The following is a 22,992-nucleotide window of genomic DNA, read 5'->3' on the forward strand; positions in this document are numbered from 1 at the left end:
AACTAGGGTGACTCGATTCACGGGACGGGCAGGAGGCGCTGTGAAATGCAACGTTCGCCATCAGGCCAACCCGTTAGACGCGAAATGCCAATTCGAATGTTGTGCCGCCCTCTACGCTGCGGCAATGGATGCTCCCTTGATGGGCCTCGACGATTGAACGGGTGATGGCCAAGCCCAGACCGGCATTTCCTGGAAGGCCTTCACGACGAGACTTGTCGATCCGGTAAAAACGGTCGAACAGACGCTCTTGGTGTTCCGGTGGAATACTCTCGCCGGGGTTGCTCAACGTCAGTCGTACCTCGCCGTTTTGTTGTCGAATCGACATGACGATGGCCCCACTATCCGGGGTGTAACGCAGCGCATTCGACAGTAGATTGGACAGCGCACGGCGCAGCATCAGCGCGTCGCCGTTGAGCGTTGCCGAGCCGGTGAGCACGAAACGGACATTCCTTTCTTCAGCGGCCATGTCGTAGAACTCCAGCAGGCTGGCGCACAGCCGGTGCAGGTCCACCGGCTGGTGCTCCGGAACAATCAGCCCGTTGTCCGCCTTGGCCAGAAACAGCATGTCGTCGATCATCCTCGACATGCGCTGCAGTTCTTCCAGGTTCGAATGCAGGTTTTCCTGATAGTCGTCCAGATTTCGAGCGCGGCTGAGCACCACCTCGGTATGGGTCAGCAGATTGCTGACCGGCGTGCGCAGCTCATGAGCGATGTCTGCCGAGAAGTTGGACAGTCTGACGAAGGACTCTTCCAGGCGCGCGAGCATGTCGTTGAAAGCCTCCACCAGCGCTAACAGCTCAACGGGTATGTTCTGCGTGGGAATGCGTTCCGTCAGCGACCTGGCCGACACTGAGGCCACCACCTGGGTGACTTCGCGCACGGGTCGCAAAGCGCTTCTGGCCAGCATCCAGCCGAGCAATGCGCTCAGCAGTGCGAAAAGAACCAAAGCCGCCCACAGCCAGCCGGCCAGGACATGGAAAAACACCTTGTGAGCGGTCACATCGAGCATGAGCAACACGCGCAGGTGCTGATTGCCGCGCTCGATTACCTGCGCCGCGCCGCGCAACACCTGGCCATCGCGCTGCCATTCACCCTCTCCTTGCGTGGCCAACTGCTGATATGCCCGGGGAACCTCGGAGAGTTCCGGCACGCTGAACAGGATGCGGTCTTCGCCATCAAGGATCAGCACGGCCAAATCGCGATGCCCGCCGAGCATGGCGTATAGCTGGGGCCGCACGGCGTCGAGGCGCTTAAGGTCGCTGAGCCCGAGCAGCAAACGCTCGGTAGCAGCCAGCTTATCAGCCAACACCCGGCGATCCAGCTCGTCAAAATGATGCTGACTGAGCATATTGAATGACAGGCCGGTCAGCGCCAGCACGCTTGTGACGGCCAGCATGAACAGCAGGCTCAGACGCATGGTCAGCGACAGGCGGCTCATGGCTGCTCGGGCTCGTCGATCATGTAGCCCATGCCGCGGGCCGTGTGGATCAGCTTGGGCTCGAAGTCGTCGTCGATCTTGGCCCGCAACCTGCGAATCGCCACCTCGATCACATTGGTGTCGCTGTCGAAATTCATGTCCCAGACTTGCGACGCAATCAGGGATTTGGGCAATACCTCGCCTCGCCGGCGCAGTAACAGCTCCAGCAGAGCAAATTCCTTGGCGGTCAAATCGATGCGCCGACCGCCGCGTATGGCGCGCCGTTTTAACAGGTCAACCTCCAGATCAGCGATGTGCAGGTGTGTCGCAATCAGCGGCGTGTTACCGCGCCGCAGCAGGCTGCGCACCCGCGCCAGCAGCTCAGAGAAGGCGAAGGGTTTAACCAGATAATCGTCGGCACCCAGCTCCAAGCCTTTGACCCGGTCCTCTACCCGATCCCGCGCGGTGAGAAAGAGCACAGGCATGTCCTTGCCAGCGGCCCGCACCAGGCGCAGCACTTCCCAGCCATCCAGACCGGGCATCATCACGTCGAGGATCAACAGGTCGTAGGGCGTGCTCAGCGCATACTGCAGGGCATCGATACCGCTGGTGACGCGATCGACGGAAAATCCGGCTTCACTGAGCCCCTGTTGCAAGTAGGTGCCGGTTTTGGGTTCATCTTCCGCGACCAGGATTTTCATGGGCAGGACTCATTTGACAGAGTGTCAGTGTGCCGCGCAGGAAGGATGCCGGCCAGAAGCTGACAGGAATGTAATCTTGAGGTCAGGGTGATGTCAGCCCTGTGCGGATAGGTTGTCGCAATATGCTTAGTCCCAGGGTGCGCACAAGTGCTACAGGAGAGGTCAATGTCCAACACCATGCAGTCCCACCCGATGGCTCAATTGCCAATAGATCGTGATCCGGTCTGTGGCATGACGGTTAAACCCGACAGCCTTTACCAGACCAGCCACGATGGCCAACCGCTGCGCTTCTGCAGCCAGCACTGTCTGGACAAGTTCAGTGCTGAGCCACGCCGCTATTTAGCCGTGCCGGGGAAAACGGGTGGGTGTGCCGTACAGGCCCCGCATGGCAACCAAAGCCCTATCGCCACCAAGGCGTCTGCCGCCGATACGGGTGCTGAATACACCTGCCCGATGCATCCGGAAATTCTTCAAACCGGCCCCGGCACGTGCCCTAAATGCGGCATGGCCTTGGAGCCGCTCATGCCCGAACTGGAAGAAGAGGAAAACCCGGAGCTCACGGACTTCACCCGCCGTTTCTGGTGGACATTACCGTTGACGGTGATGGTCACCGTGCTGGCCATGGGCGGTCATGCCCTCATTCTGTTCCACGGAGTGACGCAGAACTGGGTCGAACTCGCCTTGACCACTCCTGTGGTGCTCTGGGCCGGCTGGCCGTTCTTCGTCCGCTGCTTGCGTTCCTTCCTGCTGCGCAGCCCTAACATGTGGACGCTGATCGGCCTCGGCACCGCCGCCGCCTACCTGTACAGCCTGGTCGCCACCCTGATGCCGGGCGTGTTTCCCGCCGACTTCCTGCAGGATGGGCGCATCGGCGTGTACTTCGAGGCGGCGGCGGTGATCATCTCGCTGACCCTGCTTGGCCAGATCCTCGAACTCAAAGCGCGTTCGCAGACCTCGGCGGCGATCAGGTCTCTGCTCGGCCTGACGCCCAAGACTGCGCGGCGCATCAACGCGGACGGCACGGAAGAAGACATCCCGCTCACTCACGTGCACAGCGGCGACATGCTGCGCGTGCGACCGGGCGAGAAGGTACCGGTCGACGGTCTGGTGTTGGAAGGCGAAAGCGCGGTGGACGAGTCGATGCTCACCGGCGAGCCCGTGCCGATCATGAAGCGTCCCGGTGACAGCCTGATCGGGGCCACCCTGAACGCCCATGGCAGCCTGGTGATGCAGGCGCAGAAGGTCGGCAGCGCGACCATGCTTGCGCAAATCGTGCAGATGGTTGCCCAAGCGCAGCGTTCCAAGGCACCGATGCAGCGACTGGCCGACGTCATCGCCGGTTACTTTGTGCTGGTGGTCATCGGCATTGCCGTACTGACATTCCTCGGCTGGGGTCTGTGGGGGCCAGAGCCAAGCTGGGTGTTCGGCCTGATCAACGCGGTGGCGGTGCTGATCATTGCCTGTCCTTGCGCCCTGGGCCTGGCCACGCCGATGTCGGTCATGGTCGCCACCGGCAAGGCGGCCGGCAGCGGCGTGCTGTTCCGCGATGCCGGCGCCATCGAGAACCTGCGCAAGATTGACACCCTGATCGTCGACAAGACCGGCACCCTGACTGAAGGGCGCCCTGCCTTCCACAGCGTAGAAGCGGCGCCCGGTTTCACCCCGGACGAGGTGCTGCGGCTGGCAGCCAGCCTGGATCAGGGCAGCGAGCACCCCCTGGCCCAAGCGATCGTCGATCATGCCCGCGCCGAAGGCTTGGCATTGAGCACGCCCGAGACCTTTGAATCGGCCTCCGGCATCGGCGTGCGTGGCCAGGTTGACGGCCGCCACCTGCAGTTGGGCAACACCGCGCTGATGAATGATGCCGGCGTCGATGCGAGCCCGCTCAAAGCGCAGGCCGAACAGCTGCGCGGCCAAGGCGTCAGCATCATGTTTTTGGCGGTGGACGGCGCGCTGGCTGGTCTGCTGGCGGTTGCCGACCCGATCAAGCCGACCTCGAAACTCGCAGTTCAGCGCCTGCAGGCCGACGGCGTGCGGGTGATCATGGCCACCGGTGACGGCCTGACCACCGCTCGCGCCGTGGCGCGCGAGCTGGGCATCGAGGAAGTGCACGGCGAGGTCAAACCGCAAGACAAGGAACGCCTGGCCGCTGCCCTGCAAGAGCAAGGGCACCGCGTCGCCATGGCCGGGGATGGCATCAACGATGCTCCGGCCCTGGCACGCGCTGATATCGGCATTGCCATGGGCACCGGTACTGATGTGGCGATGAACAGCGGCCAGGTCACGCTGGTTAAGGGCGACCTGCTCGGCATCCTGCGGGCGCGCAGCCTGTCAGTGGCCACCGTGCGCAACATGCACCAGAACCTGACCTTCGCCTTTCTCTACAACGCTCTCGGCATTCCGCTGGCCGCCGGCCTGCTGTACCCGCTGACCGGTCATTTACTGTCACCCATGATCGCCGCCTTGGCGATGAGCTTGAGTTCGGCCTCGGTAGTCTTCAACGCCTTGAGGCTGCGCAAGGTATCCATTGATGGATAAGCCCTTGACCTTGCCATGCTGGCAAGGTTGAGGATTGACCTGTACCCAGCATGAGGAAAATTCCATGAGCACTACAGAACTGAGCGTCCAGGGCATGACCTGCGGCGCGTGCGTCAAGCATGTCACGGAGGCGCTCAACAGCGTTGAAGGCGTCGTAAGCGTGGAGGTCGATCTGCAGTCGGCACGGGTTTTAGTCGGCGGCCAGAGCGACAGTCAGGCCCTGATCGACGCCCTGACCCAGGCCGGCTATCCGGCCCAACTGGCCCTCGCGGCGGTCGCGCCGAGCAGCGCGAAAAAAGGTGGTTGCTGTTGCAACTGAACAAGCGATTGGATGGAGGGTTCTTTATGTCAAGAAAGCTGACGGGGGTGGCCCTCTCCGTCCTGCTGATGAGTGGGATTGTACAAGCCTCCGAGCCCCTGACCATTGATGTACACCGCGACGCCAACTGCGGGTGCTGCAAAGACTGGATCAGCTACTTGAAGGACAACGGCTTTGAGGTCCGTGACCACGTCGAACGCAATATGAATGCGGTAAAGCAAGATCTGGGTGTACTGCCGCGCCTGGCCTCATGTCATACGGGCGTGATTGATGGAAAGTTCGTCGAGGGGCATGTACCGGTCGCCGCGATTCTCGCGTTGCGACAGCGCGACGACCTCGCCGGCGTCGCCGTGCCGGGCATGCCGGCCGGCTCACCGGGCATGGATTACGGCCAGCCGTACCAGCGCTACCAGGTTATCGGTCTGACCGCTGGCGGCCGCGACCTGGTGATCGGCGACTATATCGGCAGCCAGCCGGCGCGCTGAGACCGGGATGATGGCCAACAACAGAACAGCATCGGGAGCCTTTATGGGCTGGATGGTCACCAAATACCTGCTCAGCGCCGCCGTGGTGGTGCTGGTCTCGGAAGCCGCCAAGCGCAGCGACAAGCTGGGCGGCTTCCTCGCCGCGCTGGCACTGATCACCCTGCCCAGCCTGACCTGGCTATACCTGGAGCGTCAGCCGACGGAGAAGATCGCCAGCCACGCCTGGTACACCTTCTGGTACGTGCTGCCGACGCTACCGATGTTTCTGGTCTTTCCACGCCTGCTGCCGCGCCTGGGCTTCTGGCCTGGCGTGCGCGGTGCTGACGGTGATCTGCTTCGGCGCGCTGGCGCTCGTGCTGCGGCGCTTCGGCATCGAGCTGCTATGAAGCCCGGCGTGGCTCGGTCGGCGGTCTGCGCACCGACAAGCTGACAGAAATGTAATCGCGGTTTCAGGCTGGCGACAGCCAAGGCTCGCTAGGCTGGCCATCGAAACTGTCGGAGAAAACTTTCATGCGACCCCGTCTATTTGCCCTCTCTCTTGCCGGCGTCTTTGCAGGCGCCCTGCTCGCCTGTCGCCGATGGCCAAAAGCCGGTGCAAGTAGCCTTTGCGCCCGACGGACAGCGTCTGTTGGTGTCCCTCAGCGGCGAGAACGCGGTGTCGGCAGTGGACCCGAATCAGCGCACGCTGCTCGATACCTACCCGGTCGGCCCCGGCCCAGTCCAGGTGTTCGTGTCGCCTGATGGCAGGCAATTGGTTGTGGCCAACCAGGGTAGCGACCCCCGGCGTCAGCAAAGCGCGCCAACACGTTTCGTCCAAACATTTTTTCCTGTAGGGATACCCCAGATGCCTTCCACTCCTTCACGCCGCACCGTGATCAAGGGCCTGGCCGCCGGCGGCGCGCTCGCCGGCTTCGGCCTGTGGCACCAGCCGGTCTGGGCATTGAGCAGCCCAGGTCAGCCGACCGTGCTGGCCGGCACCGACTTCGATCTGACCATCGACGCACTGGAGGTAAACTTCACCGGCAAGCGGCGCACCGCCATGGCGATCAACGGCTCGATCCCCGGCCCGCTGTTGCGCTGGCGTGAAGGCGATACCGTAACGCTGCGCGTGCGTAACGGTCTGCCGGTGGACACCTCGATCCATTGGCACGGCATCCTGCTGCCGGCCAACATGGACGGCGTACCCGGCTTCAGCTTCGCTGGCATCGCGCCGGACGGTAAGTACGAATACCGCTTCCAGGTGAAACAGCACGGCACCTACTGGTACCACAGCCATTCCGGCTTCCAGGAACAGCTGGGCGTTTACGGCCCGCTGATCATCGATCCGCTGCGACCCGAGCCCTACCGCTATGAGCGTGACTATGTCGTGATGCTCTCTGACTGGACCGATGAGAATCCGGCGCGGGTACTGGCCAAGCTGAAAAAGCAGTCGGACTACTACAACGAGCATCGCCGCACGGTCGGCGACTTTATCAAGGACGTCGCTGACAAGGGTTGGAGCGAAACCCTGAGTGACCGCTGGGCCTGGGCGAAAATGAATATGAGCCCCACGGATCTTGCCGACGTCAGTGGAGCTACCTACAGCTTTCTGCTCAACGGCCATACACCGGCAAACAACTGGACCGGCGTGTTCAAGCCCGGCGAACGCATTCGCCTGCGCCTGATCAACGGCTCGGCGATGACCTACTTCGACTTCCGCATCCCCGGCCTGAAACTGACGGTTATCGCTGCCGACGGCCAGCCCGTGGAGCCGGTTGAGGTGGATGAACTGCGTCTGGCGGTGGCGGAAACCTACGACATCCTGGTGGAGCCCAAGGACCAGCAGGCCTATAGCTTGTTCGCCCAAGCCATGGATCGTAGTGGTTACGCCTGCGGCAGTCTGGCGATACGTGAAGGACTACGCGCGCCGGTACCCGCCGTGGATCCTCGCCCCGAACTCAGCATGGAAGACATGGGCCACGGCAATCATGGGGCCCATGGCAGCTCGATGAATCACGCTGCTATGAGCGGTATGGATCACAGCTCAATGGCAGGCATGGACCACAGCCAGATGTCCGCTATGGATCACAGCTCGATGGCAGGCATGGATCACGGCGCCATGATGGGTATGGATCATGGTTCCATGACCGGCATGCAGCAGCATCCGGCCAGCGAGGCCGGCAATCCCTTGCTCGATATGCAGACCATGATGCCGGTACCCAAGCTGGCCGATCCGGGCATCGGGTTGCGCGATAACGGGCGCCGCGTACTGACCTACGCTGACCTGCGCAGCCGTTTCGCCGACCCGGACGGCAGGCAGCCAAGCCGCACCCTCGAACTGCACCTGACCGGTCACATGGAGCGCTTCGCCTGGTCCATCGACGGCGTGGCGTTCGCCCATGCCGAGCCGATCCGCCTAAAATATGGCGAGCGGATCCGCATCGTGCTGGTCAACGACACCATGATGCACCACCCCATTCACCTGCACGGTATGTGGAGCGATCTGGAGGACGAACAGGGCAACTTCCTAGTCCGCAAACACACCATCGACCTGCCGCCGGGCGCCAAACGCAGCTACCGCGTCACGGCCGATGCCCTTGGCCGTTGGGCCTACCACTGTCACCTGTTGATGCACATGGACCTCGGCATGTTCCGCGAAGTCCGTGTGTACGAGTAAGGAGAGAAGCGATGAATGCCACCCCACGCAACCTCCTGACTCCCCTGTTGGCTCTTGGTCTGACGGCTGCACTGCAACTGCAGCAGGCCATGGCCCAGGATGAACATCAAGGCCACCACCCGCAGGCTGCGCCCGACACCCAAACGACAGCTAAGCCACGCGGCCCGGCAATGGATCATGGCCAGCCGATGCAGGAAATGCAGGAAATGCATCGCCAGCACATGAAAGATGGGCGAATGGATCATGGCGACATGGACCATGAGCAGATGATGGAGCACATGCGCCATAAGCAGCCGAGTGTGGGGCATTCAGGTGCAAAAACATCCATGCCGCGACCCACTCAAACGTCCGCCGGCCACACGCTTCCAGCGTTAACGGACGCCGACCGAGCCGCCGCCTTCCCGGAATTGCCACCACAGGCCATGCACGAGGGTGGAAGGAATTACTTTCTGCTCGCTGAGCAACTGGAATGGCAGGACGCTGATGATGGCAGCGCGCTGGTTTGGGACATAAACGGCTGGGTTGGCGGCGACATCGATCGCTTCGCGATCCGCTCAGAAGGCGAACGCGTCGATGGTCATACCGAAGAGGCCGAACTGCAGGTGCTGTGGAGCCACGCCATCGGCCCCTGGTGGGAAACGGTGGCCGGTGTGCGCCAGGACTTCAAGCCCGGCTCGCCGCAAACCTGGGCTACGTTGGGCGTACAAGGCATGCCGCTGTTCGGCCTGGAAATCGAAGCGACCGCGTTTCTCGGCGAAGATGGCCAAAGCGCTGCACGGCTGGCCGCCGACTACGACATCCTGCTAACCAACCGACTGATCCTGCAGCCCAGCCTTGAGGTCAACCTGCATAGCCGCAACGACCCGCAACGTGGCGTGGGCGCGGGCCTCAGCGATACGGAGCTGGGCGTGCGCCTTCGTTATGAAATCAACCGGCAATTCGCGCCCTATATCGGCGTGAACTGGCAACGCGCCTATGGAAATACTGCGGACATGCGACAAGCCGACAACGGTAACAGCAGTGAAAGCCGAGTAGTGGCTGGGGTCCGTTTCTGGTTTTGAGGTGATTTCATGGGGCTATGAATGGCCGCCCCTAATTGCTCTGGCACCTCCGAGCCTCACGATGAAGCGCATCGGAGGTGCCAGAGCATCCGGCGACACCTAAGATCATGATCCAATCAGTCAAAAAATGGCGGCTTATGGCCGATCTCTGCCCTTTACGAAGGGCGGCTTTGGGTCGTTCTCTGCCGGTCATGGTTGCAACGTTCACTGGATCAATGGTTAGCCGTAGGTAAAGAAATATTGTCTTTAAGGCTGTTTTCAGCACTTAAAGGAAACATTTCTTTTCTTTGCCACCGGCATTTTTTGGGAAGCCCGACAAAGTAATCCGTATGCGGCTATGAACCATCATCCTGTCACGCTTCGGACATATTATGAATTTTTGCATAATTGCGCATAAAGCTAGCCTTGTAGATTTTTTTGCTGATCACGACGTGCGGACTAACACTAGAATCTAAGAATCCATGTTTTCACACTACCTTGACGGATCAAAAAGCTGAGAGCCTAGGCACATAGATGAAGCAAAAATCAGGTCATGGCCATCAGACCTAGCCGGATCAAGAGTCGGATCACCCACCAAATAGCGCCGACCACTATCGACCTCGTAAAGAACGCCCTTCTTTCTTTTTTGGTAGAGATGTTCAGCTTTGACTAGTGGTTCCATCATTAGCCGTCCACTGTTGTTAACTTCACTAGCGCTAACTAGCTGTACGTCGACTACTACCAGGTCCTCAGACTGTCGGGCAATCAAAGATCGCAGTGCAAATTCGCCGCTAATCATTAGATTGAAGCGACGCCACTTTGTGCGTTCACGCTCCTCGATCTGGACGTGAAACCAAACCCCGCCGACGTCGTACTCGATATAAGTCCAAACGCGAAAATCATCCTCGAAAAGAGGTACTGAAATGGCTTCAGCCCAGTCATAAGTGCGGAACACGGTGCACCTCCGTCGCTATAATATCGCTATCGAGTATAGTCCTTTCCGTGCTTGACCGGCTTCATCGTTCCTTTTGTGAGCCGTACAAATGGAACGGAAGATCGCGTTTGGGTTAGCGCTAAGAAAAAGTCGACTGCACAGGGGGTTGTCGCAGGAGACGCTAGCACCCAGCCAAGCGTATGTGAGCGAGGTTGAGAATGGAAAGAAAAGCCCTTCAATCGAAAAGTTAGAAGATCTCGCGAAGGCCCTAGGGAAACTCTGAAAAAGACTTCCAAATCTGGTGAGATACGGCTGTCCCACGAACTGAACGGTTGAGCCCCGATGAAGCAAATGTCTTTCGCTGATGCCGAGTACGCAGGCAAACGTAAGCAGACCCGCCGTGAGCGTTTCCTGATTGAGATGGATCAGGTCGTGCCCTGGAAAGGCCTGATTGCGTTGATCGAGCCGCATTATCCGAAGGGTGAAGGCGGTCGTCCGGCGTATCCGTTGATGGCCATGCTGCGGGTTCATCTGATGCAAAACTGGTTCGGCTACAGCGATCCGGCGATGGAAGAGTCCCTCTACGAAACCACGATTCTGCGCCAGTTTGCCGGGCTGCATTTGGATCGGATTCCGGATGAAACCACGATCCTCAACTTCCGCCGGCTGTTGGAAAAACATGAGCTGGCCGGTGGGATTTTGCAGGTCATCAACGGCTATTTGGGCGACCGAGGTTTGCTGCTGCGTCAGGGAACTGTGGTCGATGCGACGATCATTCATGCGCCCAGTTCGACCAAGAACAAGGACGGTAAACGCGACCCCGAAATGCACCAGACAAAGAAAGGAAATCAGTACTATTTCGGGATGAAATCGCACATCGGTGTCGATGTTGAATCCGGTCTGGTACATAGCGTGGTGGGCACGGCGGCGAATGTGGCGGACGTGACTCAGGTCGATCAGTTGCTGCATGGCGAGGAAACTTACGTCTCTGGCGATGCCGGTTACACCGGCGTGGAGAAGCGTGCGGAGCATCAACATCGCCAGATGATCTGGTCGATCGCAGCGCGCCCCAGCAGCTATAAGAAGCATGCAAAAAAGAGCCTGATCGGTCGCATGCGCCGCAAAATCGAATACGCGAAAGCTCAAGTCCGGGCCAAGGTTGAGCATCCATTCAGGGTGATCAAGCGCCAGTTTGGTTATACGAAAGTCCGCTTCCGAGGCTTGGTGAAAAACACCGCGCAGCAGACCACACTGTTTGCCTTATCGAACCTGTGGATGATGCGAAAACGACTGTTGAATGCAGGCGAGGTGCGCCTGTGATGTGGACAATGAGCCCTGAAAAGGTGCTATTCCGCAAAAAACAGTGAACTGACAGGAGGAAAGGTCTGATTTTCGATTAAGTCGGTGTTTTTTGAACCTCAGACAGCGAGGCCGTTAAAAACGGCTGCTTACTTCAGACCTTCCCTAGGCATCCACCCAATTACCCTTTTGGCAAAAAGTTACCTGTTGGAGGGGGAAGATATATCCGCGCTTTTGAAGCGTGTTGAGTTAGAGCTTAATGCCCTCGCTTCTAGCTGACCTAGGTTCTGGGACCGCCACCGAAAGGATTCGGCCAATAGCAGCCAATGGTGGAGCACCGTTTTCGGCCAGAATTTTCCGGCAGAAGCACCTGGCAAGTTGTCGCTGTATCCAACCGCCTGACGGAAGAACGTCCTGAACTCGGCGCCGAGTTGGCCCGCGCCGCTAGGGATGCCCGTAATGGGTTTGGCGGCGAGGCGAACGTCCAGCTTGCGCAAAGGGGGCAGCAAGACCTTCGCGCTCCACCCATGCCACGTATTAGTAGGCAGAGTACGCAAGCGTGAAAGGGCCCAAGGCATCAAGGATCCTGTAACTTGGCGCGATGCAAGGGGGGCAGCCCCCGAGCGTGATGGCGGAACTGCGGGACACCTGCCCAATTCAGCAAGAAGCAAATGACATGGCAGCCCAATTGGAGCACAATGTAGCTACAAATCGCTATGAGAAATCCAATGGCAAACAGTGATGTCGTTCGCGCTCGGATCGACGGCCATATCAAGGATGAAGCTAGCCATGTGCTGGCTGGTATGGGGCTGTCTGTTTCGGATGCGATTCGGATGCTGCTCGTTCGCATCGCGGCGGACAAGGCCCTCCCATTTGATATCAATCGAGCACAGCCCCACTCCGAAATCAAAAAGCCTTGAAGGCTTGCCTGAAGAAAATCAAGAAAAATACTCCACGGGCCTAAACGCATGGATCGCATACAGCAGCTCAATTATGAAAAAGACTTCCGCATCGCATTTTTGGAAACCAAGGGGGACGGGTTTCAACGTCTTTTTGAGAGGCTAATGTCAAAAGCCCACCCTAACGACTTCATGGCTTGCCGGCCTTGGGGAAACGTTGGTGACCGCAAGAACGATGGATATCTGCCGTCGGCAAGAATTTTGTTCCAGAGTTATGCCCCCAACGAGTTGAGCGCTGCTGAAGCCATCAAGAAAATCAACGAAGACTTCGAGGGAGCGAAAGACCACTGGGAGCAGCATTTCGATGAGTGGACCTTCGTGCACAACGCACCCGATGGCCGTTTGGGTCCTCACATCATTGAAGCTCTTGCGAAGCTCGGGCAAGACAACCCGCAGATCAGAATCGGCCACTGTGGATACGAAGAAATGCTGGCGAAGTTCCGTCAGTTGAGCTTGCAGGACCTTGAGTCTTGGTTTGGGCCGTCGCTCACGATGGAGGCAAATGTCAACCTGGGCTACAGCGACCTGATGGCCGTGCTCAGCCACATCAAAGTCACTCCAGTGCCCACTACTAGCGAAGTAAAAGACGTATCACGTGGGAAGATCGAAGCAAACCTTCTGTCTCAAGCTGTGGCCGACTTCCTGAAGATCGGTATGCAGAAGTCACCGCTCGTTGCGCAGTTCTTCAATAACTGGAAGAACCCTACCTACGGCGAACAAATTGCACAGACGTTCAAGCGCGAATACATAGCCCTACGGGATAGCGCCCCTCTACTGCATCCTGATGAAATTTTCGGTCGCCTTGAAGCGTGGGCTGGCGGCTCAGCGAACACCACTCCCACACATAAGGCCGCAGTGCTGGCAGTCATGGCATACCTTTTCGACAAGTGCGAAATTTTCGAGGACGCTCAAACGGTGGGGACAGCATGATCCTTCCATCCAAGCATCTTCCGCAGGATCGCGCATTGTTGACCGTCGGCGGTCATATTTTGACGTTTCTCACACGGCCAAAGACTGTCTCCGCACTTTGGGAGGAGCTGAGTAGGCATGAAACGGGCGTGACTGCCATGCCTCGGCGAGTTACGTACGACTGGTTCTTACTTTCCCTCGATCTTCTGTACGCCCTTGGAATCATTGAGCTCGAAAGCGGCCTTGTGACACGGAGAACAGCTTGATTCACAACATCTTCAGCACTCTGCCGACCTTTAAGAATCTTGGAGATCTGAAACCAGGTCTAAATGTGCTGCTCGCTCAAAAAACCGAGGGAGCGACCACAAAACAAACACGCAATCGCGCTGGTAAAACGAGTTTCGTGGAGCTTGTGCATTTTCTGCTTGGTGCTGACGCGGGGCCGGACTCGATTTTCCGAACCCGGGAATTGGCGGAGTACACCTTCGGCATGGACTTCGACTTGAAGTTGGAACCCACTGTCGTCGAACGCAGTGGTGGTTCCAAAGCCAAAGTTTTCGTGACTGCCCCACCAGCCGCGAAAGTGAAGTTCTCGGCCACCGAGTGGTGTACGTTCCTTGGCGAACAAATGTTTGGTTTGACTAGCCTTGAAGCCGCAGGCAGCAAGCCGCCTTCGTTCAGATCGCTGTTTGCCTACTTTGTGCGCCGACAGGCGAGCGGTGCCTTCATGACGCCGGAAAAACAGGCCACGATGCAGGGTACCGGCGACATGCAGATGGCACTGATGTTCCTGCTCGGACTGGACTGGCAGATTGCCAGGGACTGGCAAGTTGTCCGGGATCGGGAAAAGACCCTTGAAGAGCTAAAGAAGGCGGCCGGGAACGGTGCATTCGGCTCAATTATTGGCAAGGCCGCCGACTTGCGCACAGAGCTGACCATTCAGGAAGCTCGCCTCAAGAAGCTTCACGCGGAAGTTGAGACGTTTCAGGTCTTGCCTGAGTACCGGGAACTGGAAGTCGAAAGTTCCAGCTTGACCCGCCAGCTCAACGAGTTAGCCAACGCCAATACCATCGACTTCTCAGCTATTCGTGATCTGGAAAACGCCCTCGCCTCCGAGGTTCCTCCTGACCATGAGGATCTCCAGGCGGTCTACCAAGAGGCGGGCATCGTCCTGCCTGACTTGGTCAAGCGCCGCTACGAGGATGTGAAGAGTTTTCATGACTCTGTGGTGCGCAATCGCAGGGACTATCTGTCCAGCGAACTCGAAGCCGCCAAGATGCGTATCGAGCTGCGTGATAGTAAGAAGGCGCAGCTCGACCAGAGGCGCGGCGAAATTCTGGGCATTCTCAGGAGCCATGGTGCGCTCGAACAGTTCCTCAAACTGCAAGGCGAGCTGGGACGGCTGGAATTCGAAGTGGAATCCCTGCGGCAACGCTTCGAAGCCGCAGAGCAGCTCGAAGGCACCAAGAACGAGCTAGAGATCGAGCGCAACCGCCTCACGATCCGCCTACGGCGTGACTTCACCGAACAAAAGGACAGGCTGGCTGAAGCTATCGTCGCCTTCGAGGAAACCTCTCAACGCCTGTATGAATCGGCGGGGAGCATGACGATCGATGAAACCTCGAATGGACCAGTCTTCAAGTTTCCAATGCAAGGGCAGCGCAGCAAAGGCATCAAGAACATGCAAATCTTCTGCTTCGACATGATGCTTATGCGCCTGTGCATCAGCCGACAAATTGGGCCTGGATTCTTGATTCATGACAGCCACCTGTTCGATGGTGTTGACGGCCGCCAGGTAATTAGCGCATTGCGCCTTGGCTCTGAGATTGCCCAGGAGCTTGGTTTTCAGTACATCGTGACGATGAATGAAGACGATGCCTTCAAAGAGACCCTCGATGGTTTCGACCTCAATGGCTATGTCTTGCCCAAGCGTTTGACTGACGCCACCGAAGACGGCGGTTTGTTTGGCATAAGGTTTGGTTAGAGAGCAGATTTGCGCTATTCAGCTCTGGGCAGGGTGGCCGCAGTGGACCTTAAGGGAAATACAATGGATAAGAAGACCAAAGGATCGTGGTTGATCCACTGAATCGACCCTATTTTCGTAGTCACATGGGAACGTCTGCAATGGGTCGCTTTCTGCCCGATGGCTCGGCGGGAGTCGACCAGAAGCCGCCATTCGAATTAACTCAATGGCACTTAGCCGCCAGAGTCCATGAGGCTCGTCCCTTGCTCTCTGAAACTGCTGCCCCTTACAAAGCCTGATTTCGCGTCTCGCCTATCACATTGCCCGTCCCTAAGTACTCCAGAGTAACTGCACCGGCGGCTGATGGGCCGCCGGGCCGTAGAATTATCTACGAGGAGTGTTTGGTTCTTGCGTTCGCTCGCGATCAATCTTTGGTAATGGAATCGTTAACTCGCTTTCCGTCATCCCTTTCTTGTAAGCGTTGTACTGGAGCAACGTCAGATACTCCAGCAACGCTGAGTTTTGCAGCTGCAAGTCAGATATTTTACTCTCAAGATGACGAATCCTACTCGCTGCAACTGTCAGGCTCGATGGCTTCGCGATTGACGGTTTGGAGACCTTTAGCTTGGCCTTCTGCGCAGTATAGGCACCGACTATTTCTTTATGGGTATTCAAAGACTGCCGGGTCGGTCGCTTACCCACTACGCTAAGGGCCGCATCACATACTCCTTCCCATGTTATTTTATCGCCGTCCCAGCCATGTATAATATTAACGATGGCGCCCACATCAAACTTTGACAAATGTTTGGCCATTATTCATTTTATCCAATTAGTCCGCACCAATCCCATGAAACACCCTGGTCAACTGACTGAAATCAGCCCCCCTCAATTTTATGAGTGCACCGTCAGCGATTTCAGGGTTGTCCATCAACGCTAACAAACTTTTAATTCTTTGGATCGTATTGACATGATGAGTCACCCACTTATCCGCCCCATATTCACCTAGGCTTTCGCCCTCCAAGGCCATGGCCCAAACTCGCTCAAGTTTCTCCAATCGGATGGCCAGACGCTCTCGATTAGCCTCGTGGCCTTTGATGCAGATTTGCTCCGTACAATTGATGCAGTCGCGAAATTTCGTGCAGGGACTAATGACAAAGTTGTGCACACAGTAGCCAAACTCCGTGATATGCGCTGCTCCTTCCCGATAGATCAGTACATCGTCGTGATCAACCGGCGTGCGCAATTCATGGAGCCCTTTAGAGTTCGCATCCTGCCCCATTGTCCTTAGCTCTCGCAGCTTCTCAAACACCTCCGCGTTGCTGACGTGATTGTAAACTTGATTGCTCCGAATATTCGCCCGACCCGACCATTTCGCCAGTGCTAAATTACTTAGCCCCCCGCGTTGTGCGATGGTGTTTAACAGATGGCGAGGTTGATGGGTTGTTAACTTGTAGCGTCTGCCTGACGGATGTTGGTAACCGTATCGATCAAACACGCTATGATGATTGCCAACAGTGTTTCGTGGCCCTAAGTCCCCCCACAGGGCACTAACCTGCACTTTCTGAAGCGTCACTGGGCTTGTCAAGCTACGAGCGTGGAGTTGATTGCCCAGAATCGAAAAAATACAGTTAGAGTATTTTACGCCTTTGGCTTTATCAAACCATGGAAAGCCCGGAGGCAATTTAGTACGCAGATGCTCACACAAAGTTTTTAACGTATATGCGCCATCTGCCGCGCTCAACTTTCGTGAGGCTGCAAAAGTACCGGCATCGGTGCGCCTACTAAATTTGTGGCCAAGCGCCTCGGTGAGTTCATTCAAGCTGAGTGGTTTATCCTCTTCAACATCAGGGCACATTTCGTGCCGGAAAAACTCATGCGTATGTTCTTCCAACCATAAGGCGAGCGCTCGAGCCTCACTGCTGAGTGCAAGCATTCTTTTGAAGGCTTCCTTGGCAATACCCTCCATAGAGGACGGGATCCATTTGATATCAGCGCCAAACCCCTTGCTGGAATAAAATCGCCAGCCATATCTTAAAACTCCATCTCGATCCTCCTCCTCAACTTCAGCATCCGCACGCAGGGCGAGAATTTCGTTGGCCCTCGATGGAGCGCACATCAGCAAAGCAAATGCTGAAGTCGTGAATATATCTTTCGGATTGGTCGGGTTACTGGCAAAGATCTCGGCAATGGCGTCGAGTTCCTCCTCGCCTGGCAGTTTTTTGGAGCGAGATTCTTCGCCCTCCCGACTGGTCGAATTGAACATGTCTAGTGGCCGGGGCTGAGGGCTCACCCAATCTTTCAGGTTTTGCCCACACATGAAGTTGCTGCTTAAAAACTGCGCCAAATTCATCAAATAAAGGCCGGTTCCATAGGCGGTGTCGCGAGAGTAGTGATCCTGCGCTACCTGAGCAGCTTCATCTAGGTCGGCGATTGTGCAAAGATGCATGCTGCCTGAACCATGGGCTTTCACCATCGCCGCCTCCAATGAGCGAAACATGATCCCCATCTGTGCAGTATTTACACGCGGATCCATTACCCTCCGATGGTGAACGTAGGCTTTCGCAAAGCTCATGAAGTTGATGTCCATGATCATTTGGGGTGGTATCTGGAAGCTTTTGCATCCAAGTTTGGAAAAGCCTAGACCCGGCCAACGAACCGCATCCCATTCCGCCTCAGTTCCCATGAAGCACCTTTTCATATGGGCGATGAAGTTTCGGACATTGACTGAGGCGGTCCTATTGCTACGCGACACAAACGGAATGACGCGCGAGGTGTCGCTCATATGGCCCCCGGATCGGACGAAGAGGCATCCTGCATTTTGCGCGCCTTGCACGCTTCGACGACCTGGGTTACGGCGAGGATGCTGCGGTCCAACACCGAAGCAACAGCCACATCCTGGGTGACGTCAATCAAACGTATTCTTTCCGCCAATAGCTCGGAGAGCACTTCCTGGTGGGGTCCGTCCAGCCATGGCTGAAAATGAACGCAGGTGTAACAGGGAATGGGCACATTGGCGGCACAAAAGGCAAAGCAACCACAGGTACCTGCGCCGCGGCCGCTGTCCGAGCGGATGTCACTGCCCGGATCACCGCCTCGGACCCCAACAGTTTTTGACGTAACGATCACTCCCGCAAATGCCTGCGCAAACGGCGCAAGCTGGGAAGCCACCGCCTCATCGATGCGTGCCGCATGCTCCGGAACATTCTGGATATACACGTCAACGTTCTGGGTATCCGAGTGGTCGAGTAACTCGGCAATGACCAAAGGGCCGTACCCTTCGCGCGCCGCCCTGGTACCGAGGGTATATCTAAAACGCACCGCTGATAATTTAAGGGTCTGACCCGTTCGCTCAGAGATCAAACCGATTGCTTCGGTTACCTGCTGTAAAATGTTCGTCACCCTTCCGCTTGGAAGATGAAGTTGATCTGTTTTTATCGTGGCAAGAAACTCCGTTTCATTGCTTATTTGCTTAATGGCGTTCCAATTAGGAAATAACGGTAGTTGTTTGAGCAACTCTTCACTGAGCTTGAAGGGCCAACACGCTGTTGCCGTCGCGATGACATAGGTCGCTTGAGCCGTCAGAATTATAAATAATTCTTCTGTAAGCGCCCGCCGACGAAAACGAAGTCGAAACCACTGACCGGGTTGTTTGCCGCGAGGCATTAAAATGGAGTAAAACGGCTCACCCTGTTCACTCACGGAGTCGGCGAGATCCACCAACCTGGTGTTGGTGATTTGGACAGGCCGGCTGCCGGTATGACTCACCAACATCGACAGTGCCAGTTCAGTGATGCTGACGCGGCCCGCTTCATAGGCTTGAACGAGAGTATCGTTAAACCCGAGCAACTCAATATCCGAAAGAGGACCCTTTTCATTGTCGAGTTGTTTCACCGCCTCACCTTTGCGGTTACCTCGAAGCGTAAGCTGATTAAAAAATGCGACTAACTCCGGATTCAAGCCTGGGTAGTTCAAGCGATGCCATTGTTTAATCAACACTCTTATCACCGCGAGGTACCACTCATGAGCAGCGCCGATGGACTGACGATATTTCACAACGAGCGTTGGCGTAATGGCTTCACCACTACAAAACTTTAGCAGTGCATGATATCGATCAAATAAATTTGAAGTATGTGCAGCCGACATATTAACCGCAAAAAACTTCAGGGTATGACGTAACCCTTCAAAAGATTCCGGCGAAAGAAGATGCCTGACCAATCCAATATTCAAAGCGATATTTCTATTAAGGCTCCAGCGATCATCATCAAACGTACAGCTGTATCCGTCGAAGGAAGTAAAAACCCCGATAGTTTGGGGGGATAAGCCGATCTGGCAATCATTCATCGCACTCTCCCTTTTGTGACCGGGCCTTACGCTGGAGGGCCAGTCCCGCCTCGTCGGCTTTGGCCTGGATAAACCGCCTATTGTAGGTAGCGGCGGTTCCCGAGCCCTCTTTCCACCCCATCCAACGTGACCTTATCTGCTCCTGCTCTTCCGCGGAGGGCGGGTTGGGCAGTTCATCCAATTCCTTAGAAAAGGAGTGATTCCACTGATGACGAAGGCGATGCCCCGTTACCGCGTGAAGCTCAGCGACCGATGACCGCAAGACATCCCATACCTTTTGATAAGCGGAAATGGACAGCGGTTGGCCAACTGTCGGTCCATTTTTATGGGTCACGAATAAATACGGACACCGATTGGCATTTCGCACCGCGCGTCTTTGCACCATGATGTAACTGTGGACTTCCGCCATTAAACTGTCGGACACCGGCAGTTTTCGCTCACGAGTTTTTACTAATGGCTGATATTTGCGTGGATCGTCCACTTGATCGGCCCGGCGAGCGATAAGCAACGTGTTATTAGAGAAGTTGCAGTCGGAAATCCTGATATTCAACAGCTCGCCACCTCTGATGCCCAATTCCATTTCAATCAGCACGATCAGCCGGTTCCGCACCCGCACGTCATGACCAAAGGGATTACTGGGTGCATCTAATTCGAGACACTGCGCTAGCAACGCCTGTTCTCGCTCACTCAAGGCGCGGTCGATTAACTGTTGATTACGCCCCATATGACGGGGGCGCAACGCGAGGATTTGCATACCCAGTTGACTCAGCGCCTCAGGTTCGGGACGTAAGTGGTCGAAAAAGCGCCTGCCAAACCAGACGATGTATTGTTTAGCGGTAGTCAGACGGGAATAGAGAACATCCTTGTGAACGACACCGCGCGAGGCTAATAACGCTTCGACGGTAAACAGCTGTGGATCGACGGTGCAGCGCTCCCATTCTCGGAATCGATAGGAGAGGAAGTCTCGTAAGCTGTCGACCTCGTATGGGTGAAGGAATGCCTTCGTTTGGCACCGCTCGACAAGGTCAATGTTGCGTACCGCGAAAAACCGGTAGAGGAAGGTCAGGTGCCCAGCCGCAGCCACCATCGACGCATAGGATGCGCTGGCGTTACGCAGCTGGGTGGTGATGAACAGATTGGCAGCGTAGTGCGGGATTCCTGTGCACTCATCGATCAATACCACATAACGCTCACCCGACTTCATCACGAACCGTTGAGTCCGCAGCATGGCCACCTCCAAAATTGACATTTTGGTCTAGGTAGCTAAGTTCCTCTTTAGTAAGCTGTCAATACGTTGGCAGATGTAATAAAAAAGCCCCGAATAATCAGGGCTTTAGTGAAGGTATTTTACAGATTTGTCATAGGTGCATTCTAGAACGGGATATCGTCATCAAAGCTGTCGAAATCCGGAGCCGGTTGCGGAGCAGCCTGCTGTGGTGCTGGGCGCGACTCACGCTGTGGCTGCTGGCTTGGCTGTGGACGCGACTGCTGTGGGCGCGGTGCCGAGTTGGACATGCCGCCCTGGCCCTGTTGGTCGCCCTGTGGACGGCCACCCAGCAGTTGCATGGTGCCTTGCATGTCGACCACGATTTCGGTGGTGTAACGCTTGATGCCGTCTTTTTCCCACTCACGGGTTTGCAGTTTGCCTTCGATGTAGACCTGCGAACCTTTGCGCAGGTATTCACCGGCGATCTCTGCGACCTTGCCGAACATCGACACGCGGTGCCATTCGGTCTTCTCGACCTTCTGGCCGGTCTGCTTGTCGGTCCACTGTTCGCTGGTCGCCAGGCTCAGGTTGGTCACGGCGTTACCGTTAGGCAAGTAGCGAACTTCGGGATCCTGGCCGCAAGTACCGACCAATATGACTTTGTTAACCCCACGGGCCATAACGTTCTCCTAGGCTGGGCGCGCTGTCGGCACTGGGTTGACCAGTTGCTCGAGCGTCGCGCGATCCAATAATTCGGTGTCCAATTTGATGTAAATGGCCGCCTCTTCAGCGACCACGACTGCATCCGTTACCCCTACGACAGCCTTCAGGCGCTCTACCAGGCCGGCTTCGCGGATCGCCTCGGGCGATAGCGGCAAACGCAGACTGGTGACGTAGGGAGGTTCGCGCATGGTAACAGCAAAGACCAGCCAAAGTGCAGCCAGCCCGGCGCATCCGAGGAACACAACCGACAAACCGCCATGCTGGAACATCCAGCCGCCCATGATGCCGCCCAACGCGGAACCCAGGAACTGGCTGGTGGAATACACCCCCATGGCCGTACCCTTGCCGCCTGCCGGTGAAACTTTACTGATCAGTGACGGCAACGACGCTTCGAGCAGGTTGAAGGCGGTGAAAAACACCACCGTTCCGATCACCAATGCTCGCAGGCTGTCGCCGAACTGCCAGAAGAATAGTTCAGTGAGCATCAATGTCGCGACGGCGCCGAGTAAAACTCGTTTCATTTTGCGTTTCTTCTCGCCATAGATGATGAACGGGATCATGGCGAAGAACGAAATCAACAGCGCAGTGAGGTAGACCCACCAGTGCTGTTCCTTGGGCAGACCGGCTTTTTCCACCAGGGCCAGGGGCAAGGCGACGAAGCTGCACATCAGCATGGCGTGTAATACGAAGATACCTAAATCCAGGCGCAGCAGGTCCGGGTGCTTGAGCGTCGGCAGCAACGCCTTGCGTGCGACGCCCGATTCACGATGCTGCAGGGTGCCGGTGGAGCGCGGCACCATAAAAGCCACGATCAGGATGCCGAACAACGCCATGCCGCCCGTGGCCAGGAACAGCCCATGCAAGCCGAACGCGCGCGTGAGCAAGGGGCCGACCACCATGGCCACGGCAAACGACAGGCCGATGGTCATGCCGATCATCGCCATGGCCTTGGTGCGGTGTTGTTCGCGGGTCAGGTCCGACAGCAACGCCATCACGGCGGCGGAAATTGCCCCTGCGCCCTGCAGGATGCGCCCGGCGATCACGCCCCAGATCGAATCGGACTGGGCCGCTAGCACACTGCCAAGGGCGAATACGATCAGCCCGAGATAGATCACCGGGCGACGGCCAATGCGGTCGGAAATAATCCCGAACGGAATCTGGAAAATTGCCTGGGTCAGGCCATAGGCGCCAATCGCCAGGCCGATCAAGGCGGGGGTCGCCCCTGCGAGATCCATCCCATAGGTGGCCAGCACCGGCAACACCATAAACATGCCCAGCATACGGAAAGCGAACACCAGGGCCAGACCGCTTGCCGCTCGGGTCTCGCCGCTACTCATGCGTTCGCTGTGGGGATCGTGCATGGAAAAACCTCGTGTGAACCGGCGGCGATTCTACCAGTCCCATCGATTGAGAGGGTATATGCGGCGCTTTGCCGCGCAGCTTTCATGTAAGGCTGCAAGCGGCGTTTTGACAGTGTATATTCATCCAGTCTTTAGCCGTA

General features: G+C 56.9%; 20 protein-coding genes and 1 pseudogene. 12 read left to right on the forward strand and 9 right to left on the reverse strand.

The annotated features are described in order from the left end of the window. Positions 1 to 73 precede the first annotated feature (73 nt). A complete protein-coding gene (locus RHM69_RS17740) occupies positions 74 to 1,438 on the reverse strand; it encodes a heavy metal sensor histidine kinase (RefSeq protein ID WP_200600516.1) in 1,365 nt (454 codons plus the stop codon). Beyond that, a complete protein-coding gene (locus tag RHM69_RS17745) occupies positions 1,435 to 2,118 on the reverse strand; it encodes a heavy metal response regulator transcription factor (protein ID WP_200600518.1) in 684 nt (227 codons plus the stop codon). Before RHM69_RS17745 ends, RHM69_RS17740 begins: the two co-directional genes overlap by 4 nt. A 165-nt stretch (positions 2,119 to 2,283) precedes the next feature. On the opposite strand from RHM69_RS17745, the gene RHM69_RS17750 reads away from it, so the two are divergent. From RHM69_RS17750 to RHM69_RS17775, 6 genes and pseudogenes are all read left to right on the forward strand, one after another. Next, the gene (locus RHM69_RS17750; RefSeq protein ID WP_267911869.1) at positions 2,284 to 4,656 is read left to right on the forward strand and encodes a heavy metal translocating P-type ATPase; all 2,373 of its coding nucleotides are present in this window, start codon (positions 2,284 to 2,286) and stop codon (positions 4,654 to 4,656) included. Between the two features lie 64 nt (positions 4,657 to 4,720). Continuing rightward, entirely contained in the window at positions 4,721 to 4,975 is a 255-nt protein-coding gene (locus RHM69_RS17755) for a heavy-metal-associated domain-containing protein (protein ID WP_200600520.1), read from the forward strand. 26 nt (positions 4,976 to 5,001) lie between these two features. Further along, on the forward strand, positions 5,002 to 5,460 hold the full coding sequence (locus RHM69_RS17760; protein WP_200600522.1) for a DUF411 domain-containing protein: 459 nt from the start codon (positions 5,002 to 5,004) through the stop codon (positions 5,458 to 5,460). 43 nt (positions 5,461 to 5,503) lie between these two features. Next, positions 5,504 to 5,846: pseudogene (locus RHM69_RS17765) on the forward strand (DUF3147 family protein). Positions 5,847 to 6,304: 458 nt separating this feature from the next. Next, complete coding sequence (locus RHM69_RS17770) at positions 6,305 to 8,116, forward strand: copper resistance system multicopper oxidase (protein WP_200600524.1); 1,812 nt, start codon at positions 6,305 to 6,307, stop codon at positions 8,114 to 8,116. Positions 8,117 to 8,127: 11 nt separating this feature from the next. Beyond that, complete coding sequence (locus RHM69_RS17775) at positions 8,128 to 9,177, forward strand: copper resistance protein B (protein WP_200600526.1); 1,050 nt, start codon at positions 8,128 to 8,130, stop codon at positions 9,175 to 9,177. Between the two features lie 472 nt (positions 9,178 to 9,649). Here the strand turns inward: RHM69_RS17775 and RHM69_RS17780 are convergent, their stop codons facing one another. Beyond that, complete coding sequence (locus tag RHM69_RS17780) at positions 9,650 to 10,111, reverse strand: hypothetical protein (RefSeq protein ID WP_200600528.1); 462 nt, start codon at positions 10,109 to 10,111, stop codon at positions 9,650 to 9,652. Between the two features lie 88 nt (positions 10,112 to 10,199). Here RHM69_RS17780 and RHM69_RS31135 point away from each other — a divergent pair, with 88 nt between their 5' ends. From RHM69_RS31135 to RHM69_RS17805, 6 genes are all read left to right on the forward strand, one after another. Beyond that, positions 10,200 to 10,373: a helix-turn-helix domain-containing protein gene (locus tag RHM69_RS31135; protein ID WP_369124982.1), complete on the forward strand. Its 174-nt coding sequence runs from the start codon at positions 10,200 to 10,202 to the stop codon at positions 10,371 to 10,373. 59 nt (positions 10,374 to 10,432) lie between these two features. Next, positions 10,433 to 11,410, forward strand: coding sequence for an IS5 family transposase (locus tag RHM69_RS17785; protein ID WP_033902000.1), 978 nt, complete (start codon positions 10,433 to 10,435; stop codon positions 11,408 to 11,410). A 707-nt stretch (positions 11,411 to 12,117) separates the two neighbouring features. Beyond that, positions 12,118 to 12,309, forward strand: coding sequence for a type II toxin-antitoxin system RelB/DinJ family antitoxin (locus tag RHM69_RS17790; RefSeq protein ID WP_200600532.1), 192 nt, complete (start codon positions 12,118 to 12,120; stop codon positions 12,307 to 12,309). Between the two features lie 48 nt (positions 12,310 to 12,357). Continuing rightward, the gene (locus RHM69_RS17795; RefSeq protein WP_200600534.1) at positions 12,358 to 13,278 is read left to right on the forward strand and encodes an ABC-three component system protein; all 921 of its coding nucleotides are present in this window, start codon (positions 12,358 to 12,360) and stop codon (positions 13,276 to 13,278) included. Continuing rightward, complete coding sequence (locus tag RHM69_RS17800; protein WP_318533490.1) at positions 13,275 to 13,523, forward strand: ABC-three component system middle component 6; 249 nt, start codon at positions 13,275 to 13,277, stop codon at positions 13,521 to 13,523. Before RHM69_RS17795 ends, RHM69_RS17800 begins: the two co-directional genes overlap by 4 nt. Beyond that, positions 13,520 to 15,241, forward strand: coding sequence for an ABC-three component system protein (locus tag RHM69_RS17805; RefSeq protein WP_200600536.1), 1,722 nt, complete (start codon positions 13,520 to 13,522; stop codon positions 15,239 to 15,241). The genes RHM69_RS17800 and RHM69_RS17805 overlap by 4 nt, the downstream gene beginning before the upstream one ends. 363 nt (positions 15,242 to 15,604) lie before the next feature. On the opposite strand, the gene RHM69_RS17810 is transcribed toward RHM69_RS17805, so the two are convergent. The 6 genes from RHM69_RS17810 to RHM69_RS17835 form a co-directional block, all read right to left on the reverse strand. Then, the gene (locus tag RHM69_RS17810) at positions 15,605 to 16,033 is read right to left on the reverse strand and encodes a hypothetical protein (RefSeq protein WP_200600538.1); all 429 of its coding nucleotides are present in this window, start codon (positions 16,031 to 16,033) and stop codon (positions 15,605 to 15,607) included. Between the two features lie 16 nt (positions 16,034 to 16,049). Beyond that, entirely contained in the window at positions 16,050 to 18,002 is a 1,953-nt protein-coding gene (locus RHM69_RS17815; RefSeq protein ID WP_200645933.1) for a hypothetical protein, read from the reverse strand. Then, positions 17,999 to 19,561: a site-specific integrase gene (locus RHM69_RS17820; protein ID WP_200600928.1), complete on the reverse strand. Its 1,563-nt coding sequence runs from the start codon at positions 19,559 to 19,561 to the stop codon at positions 17,999 to 18,001. Before RHM69_RS17820 ends, RHM69_RS17815 begins: the two co-directional genes overlap by 4 nt. Then, on the reverse strand, positions 19,554 to 20,789 hold the full coding sequence (locus tag RHM69_RS17825; protein ID WP_200600936.1) for a site-specific integrase: 1,236 nt from the start codon (positions 20,787 to 20,789) through the stop codon (positions 19,554 to 19,556). The genes RHM69_RS17820 and RHM69_RS17825 overlap by 8 nt, the downstream gene beginning before the upstream one ends. Positions 20,790 to 20,932: 143 nt before the next feature. Continuing rightward, positions 20,933 to 21,448: a single-stranded DNA-binding protein gene (locus RHM69_RS17830; protein WP_003232445.1), complete on the reverse strand. Its 516-nt coding sequence runs from the start codon at positions 21,446 to 21,448 to the stop codon at positions 20,933 to 20,935. Positions 21,449 to 21,457: 9 nt separating this feature from the next. Beyond that, positions 21,458 to 22,852, reverse strand: coding sequence for an MFS transporter (locus RHM69_RS17835; protein ID WP_014720149.1), 1,395 nt, complete (start codon positions 22,850 to 22,852; stop codon positions 21,458 to 21,460). Positions 22,853 to 22,992: the final 140 nt, after the last annotated feature.

This window comes from Pseudomonas sp. CCI1.1, assembly GCF_034348165.1.
In the GTDB taxonomy this organism is placed as follows: domain Bacteria; phylum Pseudomonadota; class Gammaproteobacteria; order Pseudomonadales; family Pseudomonadaceae; genus Aquipseudomonas; species Aquipseudomonas paracarnis.